This is a genomic window from Ruegeria sp. SATB045, from assembly GCF_059613525.1.
Genome location: NZ_JBXWSR010000012.1, coordinates 121,013 through 140,385 on the forward strand (window position 1 = coordinate 121,013; position 19,373 = coordinate 140,385).

Here is a 19,373-nt window from a genome sequence, read left to right on the forward strand (position 1 = left end):
GGGTAAAAGGTCAGGCAAGAGCAGCAAACCCGGAGAGTCCGAATGACCGCCCCCAAACCTGTCGTCCTGTGCATTCTTGATGGTTGGGGTCTGTCCGAGGACACCAAGGCCAACGCCCCCTATCTGGCGCAGACTCCAACATTTGATGCGATCATGGCGCAGGGGCCGCACGCGCAGCTGATCACACACGGGCCTGACGTGGGTCTTCCCAGCGGCCAGATGGGAAATTCCGAGGTTGGCCATACCAATATTGGCGCAGGCCGCGTGGTGGCGATGGATCTGGGGCAGATTGATCTGGCGATCGAGGATGAGTCATTTTTTGACAACGCGGCCCTTCAGGATTTCATCGCCAACGTTAAGGCGGCGAATGGAACTGCGCATTTGATGGGTTTGGTCTCGGACGGGGGTGTGCATGGGCACCTAAACCACATCGTCGCGGCGGCCAAGGCGATCACAGATGCGGGCGTGCCCGTGGCGCTTCACGCGGTGACCGATGGCAGGGACGTGGCGCCCAAATCGGCTTTCACATATATCGCCGAGCTGGAAGAGCGTCTGCCCAAAGGCGCACGCATCGTCACCGTCAGCGGGCGCTATTTTGCGATGGACCGCGACAATCGGTGGGAGCGTGTCAGCGAAGCCTATGCTGCCATGATCAACGGGCAGGGGCGGGCGGCTAGCACGGCGCATGGGGCCATCGACCACGCCTACAATCAATCGGAAAACGATGAATTCATCGTGCCAACGGTGCTGGAGGGGTTCGACAGGGTGAAGGATGGCGACGGTTTCTTCTGCCTGAACTTCCGCGCCGACCGCGCCCGCGAAATCCTGCGCGCGATTGGCGAGCCGGGTTTTGCCGATTTCGACACCGGGCCGCGTCCGCATCTGTCGGCCTTGCTGGGGATGGTGGAATATTCAGACGGCCACAACGCCTATATGACCACTGTATTCCCCAAGCGAGACATCGTGAACACCCTCGGTGAATGGGTGGCCAAACAAGGTCTGCGTCAGTTCCGTTTGGCCGAGACCGAGAAATACCCCCATGTCACCTTCTTCCTGAACGGCGGCAAAGAAACCCCTGAAGTGGGCGAGGACCGCTTCATGCCTAAATCGCCCAAAGTCGCTACTTATGATTTGCAGCCCGAGATGTCCTCGGCCGAGGTGACGGCGAAATTTGTTGAGGCGATTGAGGCCGGGTACGACCTGATCGTCACCAACTATGCCAACCCGGATATGGTCGGCCATACCGGCGATCTGCAGGCGGCGATCAAGGCGTGTGAGGCGGTGGATCAGGGGCTGGCGCAGGTGATCGAGGCGCTGAACAAGGCAGGGGGTGCGATGATCGTGACCGCCGACCACGGCAACTGTGAAATGATGTTCGACCCCGAAACCGGCGGACCGCACACGGCGCATACGCTGAATCCGGTGCCCGTTGCCCTGGTTGGTGGTCCTGAGGGCGCGGCTTTGCGCGACGGACGCCTGTCCGATTTGGCCCCCACTTTGCTAGACCTGATGGGGTTGGACCAACCGCCGGAAATGACTGGGCAGAGCCTGCTGTCATGAGGCTACGTGCGGCTCTTGCTTTTGTTATTCTTGGATCACCCGTTTACGCGCAGACAGATCCTGCTACGGCGGCGTTGAATGCAGCCCGGCAACTGGAGCAAGCGTCAATCACCCTGACCGAGGCAGACAGCGCCCGCGACAGGGTTCGCGCCCTGACAGCAACTATTCAGGCCTATGAGGCTGGATTGACGGCCATGCGCGACGGGCTTCGGCAAGCGGCCACACGCGAAGCGCAACTGTCCGCCGAGCTGCGGGCACGCGAAAAGGACGTCGCGCAGCTGCTTGGTGTTTTACAAACCATAGAAACAACAAGCCCGCCTGTTTTGATGCTGCACCCGTCCGGCCCGCTCGGGTCGGCGCGCGCCGGGATGATGCTGTCCGAGGTCACACCCGGCCTGAACGCCCGCGCGCAGTCGCTTGCGAGAGACCTGCAAGAAGTACAAACACTACGTTTGCTGCAGCAAAATGCATCCGAGACACTGGTCGAGGGGTTGGCTGGAGTACAAACCGCGCGCACCCGTTTAAGCGAAGCCATCGCCGACCGCACCGACTTGCCTCGCCGCTTTGTCGAAGATCCGATCCGCACAGCGATCCTGATCTCGTCCACCGAAACTCTGGACGGGTTCGCCAGCGGGTTGTCTCAGATTTCCGAGGGTGAGATTGCAGCCACAAACGCGGATGTCTCTGGTAAGAAAGGGCAGATACAGCTGCCAACTCAGGGTGTCATTCTGCATCACGCGGACGAAACAGATGCTGCGGGTGTAACACGTCCCGGTATTGTGCTTGCAACACGGCCTCGGGCAATTGTTACATCCCCGACTGCGGCAACGATCCGATACCGCGGACCACTGCTGGATTTAGGGAATCTGGTAATTCTCGAACCTCAACCTGGGCTTTTGTTCGTGTTTTCGGGCCTGCAGGAGGTTTACGGTGAGACCGGACAGGTCATCCCCGAAGGCTCTCCGGTTGGCTTGATGCCCGGTGAGACACCCGAAATAGGCGCTATTTTGTCAACAAGCGGTGATGGCACTGGAACTGAACGGTCAGAAACGCTCTATATAGAGGTAAGACAGGATAATAGCCCCGTGGACCCGGAATCTTGGTTTCGGACCGACAAGGATGGATAAACGAGTATGAAGAAATTTGTGATGGCCGGTCTGGCCGGAACCTTGGCAGGCGTAATTGCAACAACTCAGATCGCTGGGCCGTTGCTGGCGCAAGAGGCCGAAAGCAAGGCCAGTGTCTACGAACAGCTTGATCTGTTTGGCGACATTTTTGAACGCATTCGCGCACAGTACGTGGAAGAGGTCGACTCGGAAGATTTGATCGAAGCTGCAATTGACGGGATGCTGACATCGTTGGACCCGCATTCCAGTTACCTGTCCCCGAATGACGCGGAACAGATGCGCGTGCAGACCCGAGGCGAATTTGGCGGGCTGGGAATTGAAGTCACCCAAGAAGAAGGGTTTGTGAAAGTCGTTTCGCCTATAGATGGCACTCCGGCGGACGAAGCTGGAATCGAGGCGGGCGATTTCATCACGCATGTCGATGGTGAAAGCATTCTGGGTCTGACGCTAGACAAGGCCGTTGATCTGATGCGTGGCCCGGTTGGGTCCGAGATCGTGATCACCGTGGTGCGCGAAGGCGAGCAGGAACCATTCGACGTCACAATTGTTCGCGATACTATCAAACTGACCGCCGTACGTGCGCGGACTGAGGGCACCAGCGTTGTGTTGCGAGTGACCACGTTTAATGATCAGACCTTCCCGAACCTGCAGGCCGGTCTGGACGAACAGATCAAAGAGATCGGTGGAATCGACAAAGTTAACGGGGTCGTACTGGACCTTCGAAACAACCCTGGGGGGTTGCTGACACAAGCCATCAAGGTTTCGGACGCCTTCCTGAACGAAGGCGAAATCGTCTCGACCCGTGGTCGCGATCCGGGCGAGGGCGAACGGTTCAACGCCACCGCTGGCGATCTGGCTGAGGGCAAGCCGATCGTGGTTCTGATCAACGGCGGTTCTGCCTCGGCCTCCGAGATTGTGGCCGGCGCACTGCAGGATCACCGCCGCGCTATCGTTGTCGGCACCAAGAGCTTTGGCAAAGGCTCGGTCCAAACGGTCATGCCGTTGCGTGGCGATGGTGCGATGCGTCTGACCACGTCGCGCTACTACACTCCTTCAGGACGTTCGATTCAGGCACTTGGGGTCAGCCCGGATATCATCGTGGAACAGCCACGCCCTGCGCCGGCAACCGAAGAAGAGGAAGACAACCGTCCCTCACGCTCCGAAGCTGACCTTCGTGGAAGCCTGAACAATGACAGCCTCAGCGAAGATGAAATCCGGCAAATCGAAGAAGATCGCGCGAAAGCCGAAGCAACAGCGGAGTTGCGCGAAGAGGATTATCAGTTGGCTTACGCAATAGATATCCTCAAGGGTTTGTCAGCCTTCAACCCGAACGGCCCATCCCAATAACAAGAAAGGGCCGCTCAAAAGGCGGCCCTTTTTAACTCCTCGATCTTTCGTAATTTTTCTTCGTTCAACCGTAGAGAAAGGATAACTCCGACCGAAACGGAGAGGGCGGCAAAAACAAACGCCATATTCATTCCAGCATCAAACGCCGAAGCGATCGCGGCTTTAACCTTTTCACCTTCGGCCGAGCTGAGTTTAGCCATGACAGCTTTTGCAGAGTCCGTGGTGAGCGTGCCACCGTTTATGGCCCTCTGATCGGTCTCAGACATCTGAATCCCGTCCGCGCCAAGCTGTCTGGCAAGGCTGGACAAGCTGGTGACGTACATAATGGCCGTGGCAATCGCGACCGAGATCGCCCCGTACACGAGATGGGCCATAAAGCTCAACCCGCCTACAAGTCCGGCGCGTTCAGGCTTGACTGCGCTGACGGCGGCTGTACCCGAAGGCCCGACCGTTAATGTTGCACCAAGCCCGATCATGGCCATGCCTGGCAATATCTGGAAATATCCAAGCCCAGTTGGCATCACCACGATGCTGATTGCTCCAAACGTGGCGAACAGATACCCCCATAGCAACAGGCGTTTGGGACCGAAGTCGTTGTACAGAGTACCGGAAACAATGGATCCGACTGCCAGCAACATGGTGAGGGGCGCCAATCCCAGCGCCGAGTGAAAGACGGACCAGCCCAGAACCTTTTGCATGTATTGAGGGAAATAAAGTAACCCTACAAAAACCGCCGACACATTGAACATATTCAGGCCCAACGTGATCCGAAACTCGCGATTTTGCATCATTTGAGGCAACAGCAACGGTTCTTTCACGCGCTTTTCGACCTTTGGAAAGGCAACGAACAAAGTAGCGCTAACGAAGAACAGCATCAGAAGCGGCGGCGACACCCATCCCCAATCCGCACCAACGTCCAGCCCGTAAAGTAAAAGCAAAACGGCAAAAGACAAAACGGCCATCCCGGCAAAATCCAAATGTTCGCCCTGTTTGTGTTGGGTTTCCCGCTCCATCAGCACCAGCGCGGTGACCATTGAAATGGTTGAGAACACCACGTTAGCCAGGAAAAACAAACGCCAGTCACCAAAACTGACCGCCGCGCCACTGATCAGCGGTCCGATGACGTTCCCGGTCGTGACGCCAGCGAGGATCATCCCCATAATCATCGCGCGATGTTCAGGCTTCGATATTTTGGTCGCACCAAAGGCCAATGTACACGGCCAGACACAGCCCGCACCGATGCCCTGTAACGCCCGAGACACGATCAGAAAATCCAAACTGGGCGCAAAAAAGCACATAAGGGACGCGAACAGAAAAATAACAAGGCCGTTCAGCATCATACGACGATGGCCAAACATATCTCCCATCCGCCCTCCGGCGACCATCGTCATCGCAAAGAACAGAGCATAGATGTTCAAAACCCATTGAGTACTGGTGATATCCGCGTCAAAGCTGTTTTCGATCGCCGGTACCAGGATCAATGCACCGGTAAAATCTATTCCGATGCCAAACCCAGTCACCATCAACGCGATGACTTTGATTATGCTGGTGCGATCCATGTAAACATCCTGAGTCTAAAAAATGGAACCAGTGATGCATGAAATTGGTTTTTAAGATAGAAAAAAGAGGGAACGTATTCGCAGAAGGTTAGTCCGAAGCGCTGTGTGACCTGCGGAACGCTTGCTTCAACATATCCAACTCGGCACGCAACAGCTCAACCTCGACCCGCAGATCATTTTCAACCGGTGAGCCTGCAATGATCGAGAAATCGCCTAGCTTTTCCGAGGTCGCTTCATCGACAACTAAAAATGTGTGCACCCCATCCGATAAAGCTGAATTGGGGACCGGCACAGTTAAACGCCATCCGTCATCCATCTCTGTCAGTTCGGTGTCCACGATTTCCTGATCACGGTATCTGACCTTAACGCAAGGTTCTTCGTCTGCGGTCAGATGAGCTTGCCAAATGCCGTTTTCAAGAAATAGAGGCGTGAGAGAAAGCTGTTTCATTGACGGGGCCTCACAAATCGGCTCGGTGGTGTCGGCAGAAAGTCAGATCGTGCAGCACAACGCTGTTCATAGAAGGACGGTCAAAAATCACGTCCAACCAGACCTTCTGAATCCGCTGTTCATTCAAAGGCAGATGCGCCAGGTCAAAATCGATCGCGTGGGACATATCACATCGCTCTAACCCGCGCAGCACCTGATCTGTGTTCGGTCCGTGCTGTATGTTCAGCCGGGCCATGGCGCTTATCTCGCGTTCCGCCTGCAAACCGAGATCGACCCGGAAAAGATGCTCTTTGGTCAGATTCCAGGTCGCTTCAGATGGAAGTTCCACTGATACCGATAGGAACGACCCGCTGAACGCAAATACCTCTGTGCTTAGGCCGAATGGAGCGAGGTCTTTATCCCTGGCATTTCTAATTTGTCGCGCGGCTATCTCACACAGGGCGCAGTCATGGAACAATGTCACCTGACCGTCCAACTCTGCTTTGCGCGGGACCGACGCGACGCCTCGGCGGGGCAGGGGCCGACGCCACAAATCCGGACGCCAGGACCAATCCGTTCCAAGAGGTTTGGGAAACTGCTCGGACCCGACCGACGGCCACCTTAACCTACTGTCAGCTTGAGAAATCAAACTGTCCAGATGAGAGCGCAGTTTGCGGGCTTCATCACGTTGTTTTCTCAACTGCAGCGTTTTTGTAGCCGACGCATCCTGCGCAGCTTGGCGCCAACGGGCAAGAACCCGTTGGTGAATATAGCGATCCAGAAGTTTGCCCATGGTCCCATCGCCTGAAATTGCCTTTCTTTAATCAAAGACCGGGTCAAAGATAAGGCGCAAACGGTGTAGCGGGGATTAAATTTTGATTTTTAGCTAACGCTTTCTAGTGGGCAGGCAGTTTGTTGTCTGATAGGCGGTCCACCGTTCTTGCAATCGGTCGGGCCAATGCGTACCGTCCGGCACCTGATTGCCGTGGATCATCCGAATACTACGTACCAAAACCGTGAGGCAGGGCCGGGGCATGGAACCCACTCTTTTTTCATTCATTTGGAAATATTCCAAGAAACAGCAGCTAATTCTGTTGGTGCTCACCGTCTTGTCTTTTCCTTTTCTCTACGCCTCATTGGAGTTGCCGAAACAGATCATAAATGACGCGATTGGCGCGCCGGCAGATACCGTCACAGTGTTCGGAATAACGGTCACACAAGTTCAGTACCTGCTGATCTTGTGTGTGGCATTTCTGGCCACGGTCATCGCCAGCGGGTTGATGAAGATGCGCATCAACACGATGAAGGGCGTGCTGGCCGAGCGGATGCTGCGGCGTCTGCGATTCACCTTGATCCACCGCACCATGCGGTTCCCCAAATCGTACTTTGCCACTACCAGTCAGGGTGAGTTGGTGTCGATGATCACGTCTGAGGCCGAACCGATGGGTGGGCTGATGGGTGACGCCATCGCACAGCCAGTGTTCCAATTCGGCCAGATGATGACCATCGTGACCTTTTTGTTCATGCAAAGTGTGTGGTTCGGCCTTGCCAGTATCGCCCTGATCCCATTGCAGGCGTGGCTGATCCCAAAACTGCAGCGCCAGATTAACCTGTTGAACAAGGATCGTATTCAGCAGGTGCGACAGCTGAGCTCGGAGATTGGCGAAAGTGCAGCTGGCATCAGTGATCTGCGCGCGAACGGTGGATGGCGTTATCGCCTGGCGCAGTTCAGTTACCGACTTGGGACTTTGTTCGAGATCCGCTTCAAGATTTACAACAAAAAGTTCTTCATGAAGTTCCTCAACAATCTGATCACTCAGTTGACGCCCTTTCTGTTTTATTCGGTCGGCGGTTATCTTGCGATCACCGGAGAGGTCACGGTCGGCGCGCTTGTTGCGGCTCTGGGCGCGTATAAAGATCTGAGTGGCCCTTGGAAGGATCTTCTGACCTACTACAATCAAGTTCAGGACATGTCATTGCGCTGGGAAATCGTGACCGAGCGTTTTGCGCCGGACAACATGATCCCGCAAGAGCTGTTCGTAGGTGAGCCTGAAACGATCCCGCGCCTTACAGGCGACATCGAGTTGCACAATGTGACTGTCCGCGACGATGACGGCAAAACGATCCTCGAAGACATCGACCTGACGATACCAAGTGGCGCTCGGGTCGCCATCAAGTCGTCGAGCGCAGCAGAACGAAGTGCTCTGGCACAGGTGCTGACACGCGAGTTGTTACCAGTTCAGGGCGATATCAAGATCGCAGGCCATAACCTTGCGAGCCTGCATCAAGCCGTAATTGCCGCCCGTATCGGATACGCCTATTCACGCCCGTACTTGTTTGACGGGACATTGGGCGACAACCTCTTGATGCCGCTGCGCACCCATCCGCAACAATCAGATGATGAAGCGAATACCCCAACACGGTGGAAGATAGAAGCCGAGCGATCCGGGAACCCAACCGACTCACTTTCCGCGGAATGGATTGATCCGGGCCTTGCGGGGCTGGAAAACGCTGACCAGATTCGCGACTGGTGGTTCGAGCTGGTCGAAGCGATGGGGATCGACGAGTTCATGTTCCGCCGCACTTTGCGTACACAGTTTGATCCAGCGCAACATCCGGCGCTGGCGCGCGACGTTGTAGCGCTTCGCGAGAGCGTCGCGCAGCGGCTGCGCGAAAAGAACCTGGACCGATATGTGTACCGGTTCGATCCCGACCGGTTTAACCCGGCTGTGCCGTTGGGCGGCAACTTGCTGTATGCAGCCCCGTCCCGCGATATTTCTCCGGACATTCTGGCCGGTGACGGGCGGTTTCTGGCAATGCTGCGGGCACATGATCTGGATGACGAAGCAATGGCTATAGCCCGGGCCGTTCTGCACACGCTGAACCAGACTTTCGGGCGCGATGGAACAGATCACCCTCTGTTTCTGCGGCTGGGCATGACAAAGGACATGTACTACCGTCTGCTGGACATCGAAGATCGCCGTAAGGCCAAGGGCGACGATGCCATCAACGAACGTGAGCGTGCATTGCTGCTAACCGTTCCGTTTTTGTTGACTGCCGAGCAAATTGGCCCCGACTTTCCCGATGAATATAAGGAAAAGATTCTTTCCATCCGCAGCGGTCAGGCCGAAAGGTTGCGCGCCTCAATGAATGGCATGTTCATTCCTGTCGCCCCAGACACCTATATCGACCGCATGACCGTTATGGAAAACGCACTGTTCGGACGGATTTCTCTTACAGCGGGTGCCCACGCCGAAGACATCGAAGATGTAGTCGCCGAAGCGATGAACGAAGCGGGTCTGCGCCGCCGCGCAGCGGCCATCATCTATGACCTGCCATCGGGTCTGGGCGGGAACAATCTCCCGACAGTATTCCAGGAACGTGCGGCCTTTTCCCGTGCAGGGATCAAGCGGCCCGACGTTCTGATTCTGGACACAGCGTTGGCAAGCCACGATTCGGAAAGCCGTTTGCGTACACGTCTTAAGCTGCGTGAATTGCTGCCCGACTCAATCATGATTTTCATGGAAAACCGGTTTGACCATCCCGAAGCCTATGACCTTTTTGTGGAAATCAAGGACGGTCGGATTGACGGCGTATCTAAAGCTCGCGTTGAAGACGAGCCGGATGCCACGGCCGATTTGAGCCGCAAGCTCAAGATCATTTCCTCGACCGAGCTGTTTTCGGGCGTCGATGGCCGCAACCAAAGACTGCTGGCCTTTTCTGCCCAATGGTATGACGCAACCGCCGGTCAGGTGATCTTTTCACGCAGACAGGCTCCAGATGCCGCCTATTTGTGTATTTCTGGTCAAGCGAGGCTGGAATGGCCCGAAGAAGGCGGAGAAGCGCGGCCGATCTCAGACGTCGAACCTGGTCGATTGATTGGGGATCTGTCCGTCATCACAGGCGATCCGCGCCAATTGGACCTCGTGGCTGTTAGCGATTGTTCTTTTTTGCGGATAGGGGCCGAAGAACTACGCGCTGTTGTTGATAGCGACGCAAAAGTCGCAACGCAGCTTTTGCAAACAGTGGCCGGGTACCTGACATCACTCGCCGTCCGTGTAAACGAAAAGGACTCGACCATCTTCTTTGAAGGCACCGACGCTGCAGGTCCGGAAACTTGAAAATGGGTAAGCGAACACGTCCGACTTATGCGGCCCATGAAGTGCTGGTGGCACAGGCCAGATCAAACCCTGAATTGTGGAGGCTTTTTGCGGGTCTAGGATTGATCGTGGCGGTCGTTATCGCATTGAACCTTGTGATTTTCGCTTTCGCGGCTTGGGTGGGATCCTCCGCTTGGGCCGCTGGGCTTTTGACCGGATCGACACCATTCGCGCTGCTTGTGTTGCTGGGAAGCTTTGCATTCGTGACTGTCGGAGTAAGATTGGCCGTACGGCAAGTACACCACAGAAACTTGCGATCGGTCTTGGGCCCGTTTCCGGAAACCCTTGTCCAATTCTGGCGCGTTTTCAGAACATTGCTCTTGCTTGGAGCGGTCGTTGCCGTTTTGCCACCTTACGACATGGGCACCGAGTTGATCTCCAATACACCACTTGCGACATGGCTGATGTTTTTACCTTTGTCGCTTGCAGCTGTCCTGATTCAAACAAGCGCCGAAGAGATCCTGTTCCGCGGCTATATACAACAGTCTTTGGCGGCGCGATTCCGGTCGCCATTTATTTGGATCGGTGTGCCGTCCATTTTATTTGCAGCTGGTCACTACGCACCCGGAACCGCCGGTTCCAATGCTGGTCTTATTGCGCTGTGGTCCTGCATGTTTGGCGTTTTGGCCGCGGACCTAACGGCCCGAGCAGGCACATTGGGGCCCGCAATCGCGCTACACTTCTTTAATAACATCATTGCGTTATTGTTTATCTCGCTGCCTGATAGCCTCAGCAGCCTTGCGCTTTACGTGCTACCATACGACATGTCGGATACCGATGTTCTGCGGCAGTGGCTACTTGTCGATTTCGCTTTGATGATTGTCGGATGGCTCGCTGCACGACTTGCACTCAGGCGTTGATTGCATTTCTTTCCGTAGCGTCTTATTTGACGTCAAAGCCGCATCAGCAAGGTTCCGATATGAACTGGATCACAAACTACGTCCGCCCCCGGATCAACTCGATTTTCTCTCGCCGGGAAGTGCCAGAAAATCTCTGGCACAAGTGCGACGAATGCGGAACCATGTTGTTTCACCGCGAATTGGCAGAAAACCAGAATGTCTGCACCCAGTGCGACCATCACATGGCAATCACCCCGCGCGACCGCTTTGCGCATCTCTTTGATGGCGGCATTTTCACCGAAGTCGACGTACCCGCCCCCCAGGATGATCCGCTGCAGTTCCGCGATCAGAAAAAATACCCCGACCGCATGAAGGCGGCGCAGAAAAAGACCGGCGAAAAAGAGGCGATGCTGGTCGCCGCTGGCGAAATTGGCCGCACCCCGATCATTGCCGCTGCTCAGGACTTCTCGTTCATGGGCGGTTCGATGGGCATGTACGTAGGCAATGCCATCATCGCTGCCGCGCAAGAGGCGGTAAAGCTGAAACGCCCGCTGATCCTGTTTTCTGCAGCCGGTGGAGCGCGGATGCAGGAAGGCATACTGAGCCTGATGCAGATGCCCCGCACCACGGTCGCGGTTGAGATGCTAAAAGAAGCGAACCTGCCTTATATCGTCGTCCTTACCCACCCGACTACCGGGGGTGTGACCGCGTCTTATGCGATGCTGGGCGACGTGCATATTTCCGAGCCCAACGCGCTGATCTGTTTCGCCGGCCCCCGCGTGATCGAGCAGACTATTCGTGAAAAACTGCCCGAAGGGTTCCAGCGGGCCGAATACCTTCTGGATCACGGAATGCTGGACCGTGTGACCAAACGGACCGAAATGCGCGACGAACTGATCACCATCACCCGTATGCTGATGAACGAGCCGCCCGCGGTCAAAGGCGATCTGCCTGCACCCACACCCCAAGAGGCCGAAGCGGCCGCACCCTCGGCTGAAAAATGATATCCTCCTCTTCTGACGTCATCCTTGACCGGATGATGGCGCTGCACCCCAAGATCATTGACCTGACCTTGGACCGCGTCTGGCGTTTGCTGGCCGCACTGGACAATCCCCAGAGCAAACTGCCACCGGTGATCCATGTCGCGGGCACCAATGGCAAGGGCTCAACACAGGCCATGATCCGAGCCGGTCTTGAACGTGCAGGGCTATCGGCTCATGCCTATACCTCACCGCATTTGGCTCGTTTTCATGAACGCATCCGTCTTGCCGGACAGTTGATTTCGGAACCCGCTCTGACCGAGTTACTGGACGAATGCTACGCCTCGAATAATGGCGAAAACATCACCTATTTCGAAATCACGACCTGCGCCGCCCTGCTGGCTTTTGCCAGAACGCAAGCGGACTACACATTGCTCGAGGTGGGCTTGGGTGGCCGTCTGGACGCCACCAACGTGATACATGAGCCCGCTGTGACGGTGATCACGCCCGTGTCCATTGACCACGAACAGTTCCTTGGCAACACGCTTGGCAAGATTGCCGCAGAAAAGGCAGGCATCATCAAACCCGGCGTGCCCTGTATCGTCGGGCCGCAGCAGGATGAGGCGCTCGAGGTTATCGAGTACACCGCCGCTCGTCTGGGCGCTCCGCTGCTGATCAACGGCCAACACTGGCATGTGCACGAGGAAAACGGACGCCTGATCTATCAGGACGAAACTGGGTTGCGCGACCTACCGCTGCCGAACTTGCTGGGCGCACACCAGATTCAGAATGCAGGCGCTGCAATCGCAGTTCTGCGCCACCTAAATATGGGCGATGACGCCTATGAGGCTGCCGTGACCCGTGCCGAATGGCCCGCACGAATGCAGCGCCTGAAAACAGGTCCGCTGGTCGAGGCCGCCGCCCAGGCCGAACTGTGGTTGGACGGAGGGCACAACGCCGCAGCCGGGATTGCTCTGGCCGATGTGCTGGCGAAACTGCCGCAACGCCCCACGCATATGATCTGCGGGATGCTCAACACCAAAGACGTCACCGGCTATCTGGCCCCGCTGGCCCAACAGGCCCAAAGCCTGACCGCCGTGTCCATCCCCGGTGAGGCCGCAACACTCAGCGCGGAAGACACCGCATCCGCTGCTGCCAAAGTCAACCTGCCAGCCACCACCGCACACAGCGTCGCTGATGCCCTCAACGCCATCACCACCAAAGACCCGCAGGCCCGCGTCCTGATCTGTGGCTCACTCTATCTGGCCGGTCACATCCTGCGCGAAAACGGATGAAACAAATCCGCGTAGCTTCATCTGGCTAAAAATACCTCGGGGGAGGCGCGCAACGCGACGGGGGCAGAGCCCCCTTATTTCCCCCAGTCCCGATCTTGCATCTCCCGCAGGCGTGACGCGGTGCGTTCAAATTCAAACGTCCCTTCGCCTTCGACATACAGCATCTCGGGCTCTGCGGCAGCCGAGCAAATCAACCGGACCTTTGCCTCGTACAGCGCGTCGATCAACGTCACAAACCGCTTGGCCTCGTTGAAATTGTTGCGCGACAGGCGGGGGATATCCTCCAGCACCAACACCTTCAACTCTTCGGCAATGGCCAGATAATCCGCTGGACCCAGCATCCGCCCGCACAGATCATAAAACGAAGCCCGCGCCACGCCGTTGCGGAAGGCCGGTAACTCAACCGCACGCCCTTTGACGTGCAGCACAAGCGGTTCTGCCGTCCCACCCGACAGGTCATTCCACACGCTGCGCACGTTCTGCCGCGCCTCGGGGCCAATCGGTGTGAAATAGACCGGAACGCCCTCCAGCCGGTTCTGGCGATAATCGGTGGGCGAGACCAGCTCCCACACCTGCAACTGCTCTTTGATATGCGCGATGAAGGGCAGAAACAGCTGCCGGTTCAAGCCGTCCTTATATAGTTCATCCGGGTGCCGGTTCGACGTGGTGACGACCACAACGCCTCCAGCATGCAGCAGGTCGAACAACCGCCCCACGATCATCGCATCGGTGATATCGGTGATCTGCATCTCATCAAAAGCCAGCAGGCGCACCGATTTGATCACCTCCTGCGCGACCGGGGCCAGCGCATCCTCGACGCCCTCCTGCCGCGCCCTATGCATCCCGGCGTGGATTTCCTGCATGAAGGCGTGAAAATGCACCCGCCGCGCCGGGATATCGTCCAGCGCGTCCAAGAACATATCCATCAGCATCGACTTACCGCGCCCGACACCACCCCACAGATAAAGCCCCTGCGGCGCGGGCGGGGCCTTGCGGAAAAACCCCCGCTTGACCGGCACGGACAGGGCCGCGCGGATGCGTTCGAAATGGGGCAGCACAGCCTCTTGCGCGTCATCTCGCGTCAAAGTGCCATCGGCGACGCGGGCCTCGTACAGCGAAATCAAATCCGTCATAGGCCCGAGCCTTACCCGCCGGGTTGCCGCTTGAAAAGCGGGCATTTTCCTGACGCATCAAATTTCCTTAACTGAAGCGGCAAATCTGCTGATTTGACCAATAGCCAAAAACCTCTAGCGTTCTGGCAAAGGAAATTCGAGGTCTGAATGCCCCACTCTGCGAGTCTTTTTAATCCGATCCTGATCGTGGGCTGCATCATCATCACAGTCAGCTTTGCCGTGCGCGCCTCGTTCGGCGTGTTTCAGATCCCCATTGCCGAGGAGTTCGGCTGGTTACGTACCGATTTCTCGATGGCCATTGCCATCCAGAACCTGGCCTGGGGTATCGGCCAACCGATTTTTGGTGCGATTGCCGAAAAAGTGGGTGACAGACGCGCGATCATACTGGGTGCGCTGACTTATGCGGCTGGGATGGTCTTGTCTGCCTGGTCCGTGACCCCGTTTGAACATCAGACCTATGCGTGGCTGGTGGGGTTTGGCATCGCAGGCACCGGATTTGGCGTGGTTCTGGCCGTCGTAGGCAGGGCCTCGTCAGACGAAAACCGTTCGATGTCGCTGGCCATCGTCACGGCAGCGGGCAGTTTCGGACAGGTACTGGGCGCGCCCGCTGCCGAGTGGATGCTGAGCTTTCTGCCCTGGCAACAGGTATTCATCGTTTTTGCCGTGGCGATTCTGGCGCTTGTGCTGACCCTGCCTTTCATGCGTGCGCCGCATCTCGCCACACGCGCGCAGCTGGAAGAGAGCATGGGCCAGATCGTCGGTCGCGCCTTCCGTGACCCGTCTTATGCGCTGATATTTCTGGGTTTTTTCAGCTGCGGTTATCAATTGGGCTTTGTCACTGCCCATTTCCCCGCCTTTGTGACCGAGATGTGTGGCCCCATTCAGCCTGGCGGCGTCCTCCATTCGGTCGGCATCACCTCGACATCCGCACTGGGGGCCATCTCGATCTCATTGATCGGTCTGGCCAATATCGGCGGCACCTTGCTGGCCGGTTGGGCGGGTAACCACTTTCCCAAGAAATACCTGCTGGCAGGGGTCTACACCGCGCGCACACTTGCGGCGGCAGCGTTTATCGTCTTTCCGATCACGCCAATCTCGGTCATCGTCTTTTCGCTGGTGATGGGATCGCTGTGGCTGGCAACGGTGCCCCTGACCTCGGGGTTGGTCGCGCATCTTTATGGGCTGCGTTACATGGGCACGCTTTATGGCATCATCTTCTTCAGCCATCAGCTTGGTAGCTTTCTGGGTGTCTGGCTGGGCGGGCGCATGTACGACGTTTACGGAGATTACACGATGGTGTGGTGGATCGGCGTCGCCATCGGCGCGTTCAGCGCCATCGTCCACCTACCGATCCGCGAAAACCGCAGTGCAGTCGCCGCCTGAGCTAGAGCGCCTCTTCCGAGTCAAGTAATCCTTCAGCCACCAGCCGGTCGGCCCAACCCTGCGGACCATCGAAATGATGCGTCTGCCAGCCGCGCGCGCGTGCTGTTTCGAGATTTTCCAGCCGGTCATCAGCGAACAGCAGCGATGCAGGCGATAACCCGCAATCATCCTCGACCATTTCATAGATCGGCGCATGAGGTTTGACCGCCTTCATCCGCCCTGAGACATACTGCCGGTCAAATTCATTCAGAAACGGATAAACCGTGGTGGCATAGTCAAAATTCTGCACCCCAAAATTGGTCAGCGCAAAGACCGGAACACCTTTGGTCCGCAACGCCCGCTGCAGCCGGACCGAGTGCGGAATTTCAGGGGCCGCCAGTTCGATCCATTTGTCATGCCACATACGGATCTCATCGCGCCATTCCGGGTATTTCTCGGCCCAGTCATAGATGGTGTCGGTAAAATGATGCCCCTGATCGACCAGATCGTTCATGCCGTGCAAGTCCACTTCGGCAAACATGGCGCGACGGCGATTCTCGCCGATGGTCTTGTCGTAATACCGCTCGGGTTGCCACTCGATCAGAACATTTCCTATGTCGAAAACTACGGCTTCAATCGGCATGATCCGCCCCTGTCAAATCAATCTGTGATTGCGCCGACTGAACCAATCTCCTACCGGATTTACAAGGCAAAACCGCAGCGCGGAACGCGCTGCCCGGCCCAACGAGAGGACGTGCATCTTTGATGCGCAGACGACCGGCGGGAGGGTTACGCCCGCAGCGCCGCCCTCAGTTCCCGCTCCAACGCATCCAGAAACCGCGACCGGTCGGCCTTGCCGAAGGGTTTACCGCCGCCGCCCGCTCCCAAGGGGTTGGCTGCGCGCAGATCGGCCATCAGATCGCGCATCGCCAGTTGCTGGCCTATATTGGCCGCCGTGAACGCCTCGCCATTTGGGCGTAGCACCCGCGCGCCAGCCTCAACGCATTTCGCGGCCAAGGGGATGTCGGACGTCACCACTACATCCCCGACCCCACAGCGCTCGGCGATCCATTTATCCGCCTCATCCGCGCCCTCAGAGACGATCACGACCTGCACCAACGGGTTGGCCGACGGCCGCAGCCCGCCATTGGAAACCAGCGCCATAGGTACTTTGTGGCGGGTGGCGACCCGCTCTGCCTCTGTTTTCACCGGGCAGGCGTCGCCGTCGATATAGAGCGTCGTCACGATTTCTTAGCCTGTTTCTCAGCGGGCTTTTTCTTAACCTTGAACTCCTCGGGGATCGGCATCCGGTTGAACGCATCCAATCCGGCGATCTTGTAGGCTTCGGCCAGCGTCGGATAGTTGAACGTGTTCTGCACGAAATAGTCCACGGTGCCCTTCAGGTTCAGCACGGCCTGCGCAATGTGGATCAACTCGGTCGCGCCTTCGCCAACGATCTGCACCCCAAGAACACGGCGGGTTTTCAGCGAGAACAGCATCTTTAGCATCCCGTGTTCCAGCCCCATGATATGCCCACGCGAGGTTTCGCGGAACCGCGCCACGCCGACCTCATATGGGATGCCGCGTTCCTGCAATTCTTCCTCGGACATGCCGCAAGTGGAAATCTCGGGCACCGAATAGATACCATAAGGATACCACGGGCTTTCCGGCAGGGTCGGGGTCTCCAACGCGTGGCACGCGGCGACGCGACCTTGTTGCAAAGACGTTGACGCCAGCGAGGGGTGCCCAATCACATCTCCTGTGGCATAAATATGCGGCACGGCGGTTTGATAGGTCTTGCGATCTACGTTGATCCGGTTGCGGTGGTCGGTCTCCAGCCCAACAGCCGACAGGTTCAGGGCCGAGGTCGCGCCCATGCGACCGGCGGCGAACAACAGCATCTCTGCCCGCACGTGGCGTCCGTTGTCCAGCGTGACTTCCACATGACCTCCGGCATCCTCAATCTTTTCGACCGTCGAGCCCAGCCGCAGATCCACGCCATTTTCGCGGATCTGATGGGTGAAATCATGGATCAACCGGCTGTCGATAAAGTCCAGAAATGTCTCGCGCGGTTCGATCAGCGTGACCCGCACATCCAGCGCCGAGAACATGGTGGCATATTCCACCCCGATCACGCCCGCGCCGATCACGCAGAGCGACCGAGGGATCTCGGCCATCTCAAGGAAATCGTCGCCATCGACCACGGTCTTGCCATTGAAGGGCACGTAATCGGGCCGATAGGTCTTGGTTCCGGTGGCAATCAGGAATTTCGCGGCGGTCAGGCGGGTAGTCTCGCCCGCGTCCGTCGCAACTTCAACTTCATGCGGGCCGATGAATTTGGCCAGACCGTTCAGCGTTTCCACGTGGTTGCGGTTGAACTGATGTTCCAGCACGTCCACCTCATGATCCAGCGTCATATGCAGACGCGCCTTGAGGTCTTCGGCCCGGATCTGATCTTTTACCCTGTAGGAACGGCCGTAAAAGCTGCGCTCGCGCCAGCCTGACAGGTTCAGAACCGTTTCCCGCAGGGTCTTTGACGGGATGGTGCCAGTATGTACCGATACTCCGCCCAGCCTATCCTTGCGGTCGATCACCAAGACGCGTCTTTGCAGTTTGCCTGCCTGAATCGCGGCCGCCCGCCCCGAGGGGCCAGACCCGATGATGATCAGGTCGTAATCGTAATCGCTCATGCGTTAGTCCCCGTACAGCGCCTCGGCGTGGAAGGTGATGTGGTCTTCCATGAAGGTCGACACAAAGAAATACGAATGGTCATAGCCCGGCTGTAGGCGATAGGTTGCCTGTTGGCGACGCTCTGCAATCGCCTGCGCCAGCGCCTCGGGGCGCAACAGGTCGATGAACTGATCGCGAGCGCCGGTGTCAATCAGGACGGGGCCGTCAAAGCCCTTTTCCTTCATCATAAGCGAGGCGTCATGTTTGGCCCATGCGGCCTCATCCTCACCCAGATAGGCGCTCAGCTGCTTGCGGCCCCAATCGGCCCCCGTCGGGTTCGAGATCGGCGCAAAGGCCGAGACCGAGCGATAACGCCCCGGCAGGTTCATAGCCAGCGTCAGCGCACCGTGGCCGCCCATCGAATGGCCGGTGACGGCCTGACGATCCATGTCGATGGCAAAGTTCTCGGCCAGCAGGGCGGGCAGCTCCTCGGCCACGTAATCCCACATGTTGAAATGTGGCGCCCAGGGGGTCTGGGTCGCGTTCACGTAAAAGCCCGCACCTTGACCCAGATCGTAGTCCTCGTGATCAGCCACGCCTGCACCACGGGGCGAGGTATCGGGGAACACCACTGCGATGCCTTGTTCCGCCGCCCAGGCCTGCGCGCCCGCTTTGGTCATGGCGTTTTCATGGGTGCAGGTCAGGCCCGAAAGATACCAGAGGACCGGGACGGGGCCGTCCTTTGCCTCGGCCGGCAGAAACAGGCCAAAGGTCATGTCACATTGGCAAGCAGTCGAGGCATGGCGGTAGACGCCCTGAACGCCTCCGAAGCAGGTGTTTTCCGAAACGGTTTCCATCTGGCTTTTGTCCTTACGTTAGGTTTGCGCCATGGCTAACGTTCCCAACACGGCTCG

Annotated in this window: 16 protein-coding genes; 8 read left to right on the top strand and 8 right to left on the bottom strand. The window is 57.4% G+C overall.

Annotated features, from left to right (window positions below; all coding sequences use genetic code 11):
• The first annotated feature begins 42 nt into the window (after positions 1-42).
• The 3 genes from gpmI to AC2FNR_RS02555 are packed head-to-tail and all read left to right on the top strand — an operon-like array spanning position 43 to position 4,034.
• A complete protein-coding gene (gene gpmI, locus AC2FNR_RS02545) occupies positions 43-1,560 on the top strand; it encodes a 2,3-bisphosphoglycerate-independent phosphoglycerate mutase (protein WP_496847875.1) in 1,518 nt (505 codons plus the stop codon).
• Entirely contained in the window at positions 1,557-2,687 is a 1,131-nt protein-coding gene (locus tag AC2FNR_RS02550; RefSeq protein WP_496847876.1) for a murein hydrolase activator EnvC family protein, read from the top strand. Before gpmI ends, AC2FNR_RS02550 begins: the two co-directional genes overlap by 4 nt.
• Positions 2,688-2,693: 6 nt before the next feature.
• Positions 2,694-4,034: a S41 family peptidase gene (locus AC2FNR_RS02555; protein WP_480868216.1), complete on the top strand. Its 1,341-nt coding sequence runs from the start codon at positions 2,694-2,696 to the stop codon at positions 4,032-4,034.
• A gap of 14 nt (positions 4,035-4,048) precedes the next feature.
• Here AC2FNR_RS02555 and AC2FNR_RS02560 read toward each other — a convergent pair whose 3' ends face one another.
• The 3 genes from AC2FNR_RS02560 to AC2FNR_RS02570 all read right to left on the bottom strand — a co-directional run bounded on the left by AC2FNR_RS02560 (position 4,049) and on the right by AC2FNR_RS02570 (position 6,813).
• Positions 4,049-5,593: an MFS transporter gene (locus AC2FNR_RS02560; RefSeq protein ID WP_496847877.1), complete on the bottom strand. Its 1,545-nt coding sequence runs from the start codon at positions 5,591-5,593 to the stop codon at positions 4,049-4,051.
• A gap of 88 nt (positions 5,594-5,681) precedes the next feature.
• Positions 5,682-6,041: a hypothetical protein gene (locus tag AC2FNR_RS02565; RefSeq protein ID WP_170755750.1), complete on the bottom strand. Its 360-nt coding sequence runs from the start codon at positions 6,039-6,041 to the stop codon at positions 5,682-5,684.
• A gap of 10 nt (positions 6,042-6,051) precedes the next feature.
• Positions 6,052-6,813: a DUF6478 family protein gene (locus tag AC2FNR_RS02570; RefSeq protein ID WP_496847878.1), complete on the bottom strand. Its 762-nt coding sequence runs from the start codon at positions 6,811-6,813 to the stop codon at positions 6,052-6,054.
• 241 nt (positions 6,814-7,054) lie between these two features.
• Here AC2FNR_RS02570 and AC2FNR_RS02575 point away from each other — a divergent pair, with 241 nt between their 5' ends.
• The 4 genes from AC2FNR_RS02575 to AC2FNR_RS02590 are packed head-to-tail and all read left to right on the top strand — an operon-like array spanning position 7,055 to position 13,294.
• A complete protein-coding gene (locus AC2FNR_RS02575) occupies positions 7,055-10,141 on the top strand; it encodes an ABC transporter transmembrane domain-containing protein (protein ID WP_496847879.1) in 3,087 nt (1,028 codons plus the stop codon).
• A gap of 2 nt (positions 10,142-10,143) precedes the next feature.
• The gene (locus AC2FNR_RS02580; protein WP_496847880.1) at positions 10,144-11,040 is read left to right on the top strand and encodes a CPBP family intramembrane glutamic endopeptidase; all 897 of its coding nucleotides are present in this window, start codon (positions 10,144-10,146) and stop codon (positions 11,038-11,040) included.
• Between the two features lie 59 nt (positions 11,041-11,099).
• On the top strand, positions 11,100-12,023 hold the full coding sequence (accD, locus tag AC2FNR_RS02585) for an acetyl-CoA carboxylase, carboxyltransferase subunit beta (protein WP_496847881.1): 924 nt from the start codon (positions 11,100-11,102) through the stop codon (positions 12,021-12,023).
• On the top strand, positions 12,020-13,294 hold the full coding sequence (locus tag AC2FNR_RS02590) for a bifunctional folylpolyglutamate synthase/dihydrofolate synthase (protein WP_496847882.1): 1,275 nt from the start codon (positions 12,020-12,022) through the stop codon (positions 13,292-13,294). The genes accD and AC2FNR_RS02590 overlap by 4 nt, the downstream gene beginning before the upstream one ends.
• 74 nt (positions 13,295-13,368) lie before the next feature.
• Here AC2FNR_RS02590 and zapE read toward each other — a convergent pair whose 3' ends face one another.
• Positions 13,369-14,427: a cell division protein ZapE gene (zapE, locus tag AC2FNR_RS02595; protein ID WP_496847883.1), complete on the bottom strand. Its 1,059-nt coding sequence runs from the start codon at positions 14,425-14,427 to the stop codon at positions 13,369-13,371.
• 147 nt (positions 14,428-14,574) lie between these two features.
• On the opposite strand from zapE, the gene AC2FNR_RS02600 reads away from it, so the two are divergent.
• Positions 14,575-15,810, top strand: coding sequence for an MFS transporter (locus AC2FNR_RS02600; RefSeq protein ID WP_496847884.1), 1,236 nt, complete (start codon positions 14,575-14,577; stop codon positions 15,808-15,810).
• A 1-nt stretch (position 15,811) separates the two neighbouring features.
• Here the strand turns inward: AC2FNR_RS02600 and AC2FNR_RS02605 are convergent, their stop codons facing one another.
• From AC2FNR_RS02605 to fghA, 4 genes are all read right to left on the bottom strand, one after another.
• Positions 15,812-16,432, bottom strand: a complete 621-nt coding sequence (locus tag AC2FNR_RS02605; protein WP_496847885.1) for an HAD family hydrolase — start codon at positions 16,430-16,432, stop codon at positions 15,812-15,814.
• Positions 16,433-16,578: 146 nt separating this feature from the next.
• On the bottom strand, positions 16,579-17,034 hold the full coding sequence (locus tag AC2FNR_RS02610) for a YaiI/YqxD family protein (protein WP_480868233.1): 456 nt from the start codon (positions 17,032-17,034) through the stop codon (positions 16,579-16,581).
• A complete protein-coding gene (gene sthA / locus AC2FNR_RS02615; protein WP_496847886.1) occupies positions 17,031-18,479 on the bottom strand; it encodes a Si-specific NAD(P)(+) transhydrogenase in 1,449 nt (482 codons plus the stop codon). The genes AC2FNR_RS02610 and sthA overlap by 4 nt, the downstream gene beginning before the upstream one ends.
• Positions 18,480-18,482: 3 nt before the next feature.
• The gene (fghA, locus tag AC2FNR_RS02620; RefSeq protein ID WP_496847887.1) at positions 18,483-19,316 is read right to left on the bottom strand and encodes an S-formylglutathione hydrolase; all 834 of its coding nucleotides are present in this window, start codon (positions 19,314-19,316) and stop codon (positions 18,483-18,485) included.
• Between the last annotated feature and the right edge of the window lie 57 nt (positions 19,317-19,373).

Excerpts from the sequence above, each read along its gene's own strand:
- gpmI (WP_496847875.1), top strand. The coding sequence starts at position 43 with ATGACCGCCCCCAAACCTGTCGTCCTGTGCATTCTTGATGGTTGGGGT.
- AC2FNR_RS02550 (WP_496847876.1), top strand. The coding sequence starts at position 1,557 with ATGAGGCTACGTGCGGCTCTTGCTTTTGTTATTCTTGGATCACCCGTT.
- AC2FNR_RS02555 (WP_480868216.1), top strand. The coding sequence starts at position 2,694 with ATGAAGAAATTTGTGATGGCCGGTCTGGCCGGAACCTTGGCAGGCGTA.
- AC2FNR_RS02560 (WP_496847877.1), bottom strand. The coding sequence starts at position 5,593 with ATGGATCGCACCAGCATAATCAAAGTCATCGCGTTGATGGTGACTGGG.
- AC2FNR_RS02565 (WP_170755750.1), bottom strand. The coding sequence starts at position 6,041 with ATGAAACAGCTTTCTCTCACGCCTCTATTTCTTGAAAACGGCATTTGG.
- AC2FNR_RS02570 (WP_496847878.1), bottom strand. The coding sequence starts at position 6,813 with ATGGGCAAACTTCTGGATCGCTATATTCACCAACGGGTTCTTGCCCGT.
- AC2FNR_RS02575 (WP_496847879.1), top strand. The coding sequence starts at position 7,055 with ATGGAACCCACTCTTTTTTCATTCATTTGGAAATATTCCAAGAAACAG.
- AC2FNR_RS02580 (WP_496847880.1), top strand. The coding sequence starts at position 10,144 with ATGGGTAAGCGAACACGTCCGACTTATGCGGCCCATGAAGTGCTGGTG.
- accD (WP_496847881.1), top strand. The coding sequence starts at position 11,100 with ATGAACTGGATCACAAACTACGTCCGCCCCCGGATCAACTCGATTTTC.
- AC2FNR_RS02590 (WP_496847882.1), top strand. The coding sequence starts at position 12,020 with ATGATATCCTCCTCTTCTGACGTCATCCTTGACCGGATGATGGCGCTG.
- zapE (WP_496847883.1), bottom strand. The coding sequence starts at position 14,427 with ATGACGGATTTGATTTCGCTGTACGAGGCCCGCGTCGCCGATGGCACT.
- AC2FNR_RS02600 (WP_496847884.1), top strand. The coding sequence starts at position 14,575 with ATGCCCCACTCTGCGAGTCTTTTTAATCCGATCCTGATCGTGGGCTGC.
- AC2FNR_RS02605 (WP_496847885.1), bottom strand. The coding sequence starts at position 16,432 with ATGCCGATTGAAGCCGTAGTTTTCGACATAGGAAATGTTCTGATCGAG.
- sthA (WP_496847886.1), bottom strand. The coding sequence starts at position 18,479 with ATGAGCGATTACGATTACGACCTGATCATCATCGGGTCTGGCCCCTCG.
- fghA (WP_496847887.1), bottom strand. The coding sequence starts at position 19,316 with ATGGAAACCGTTTCGGAAAACACCTGCTTCGGAGGCGTTCAGGGCGTC.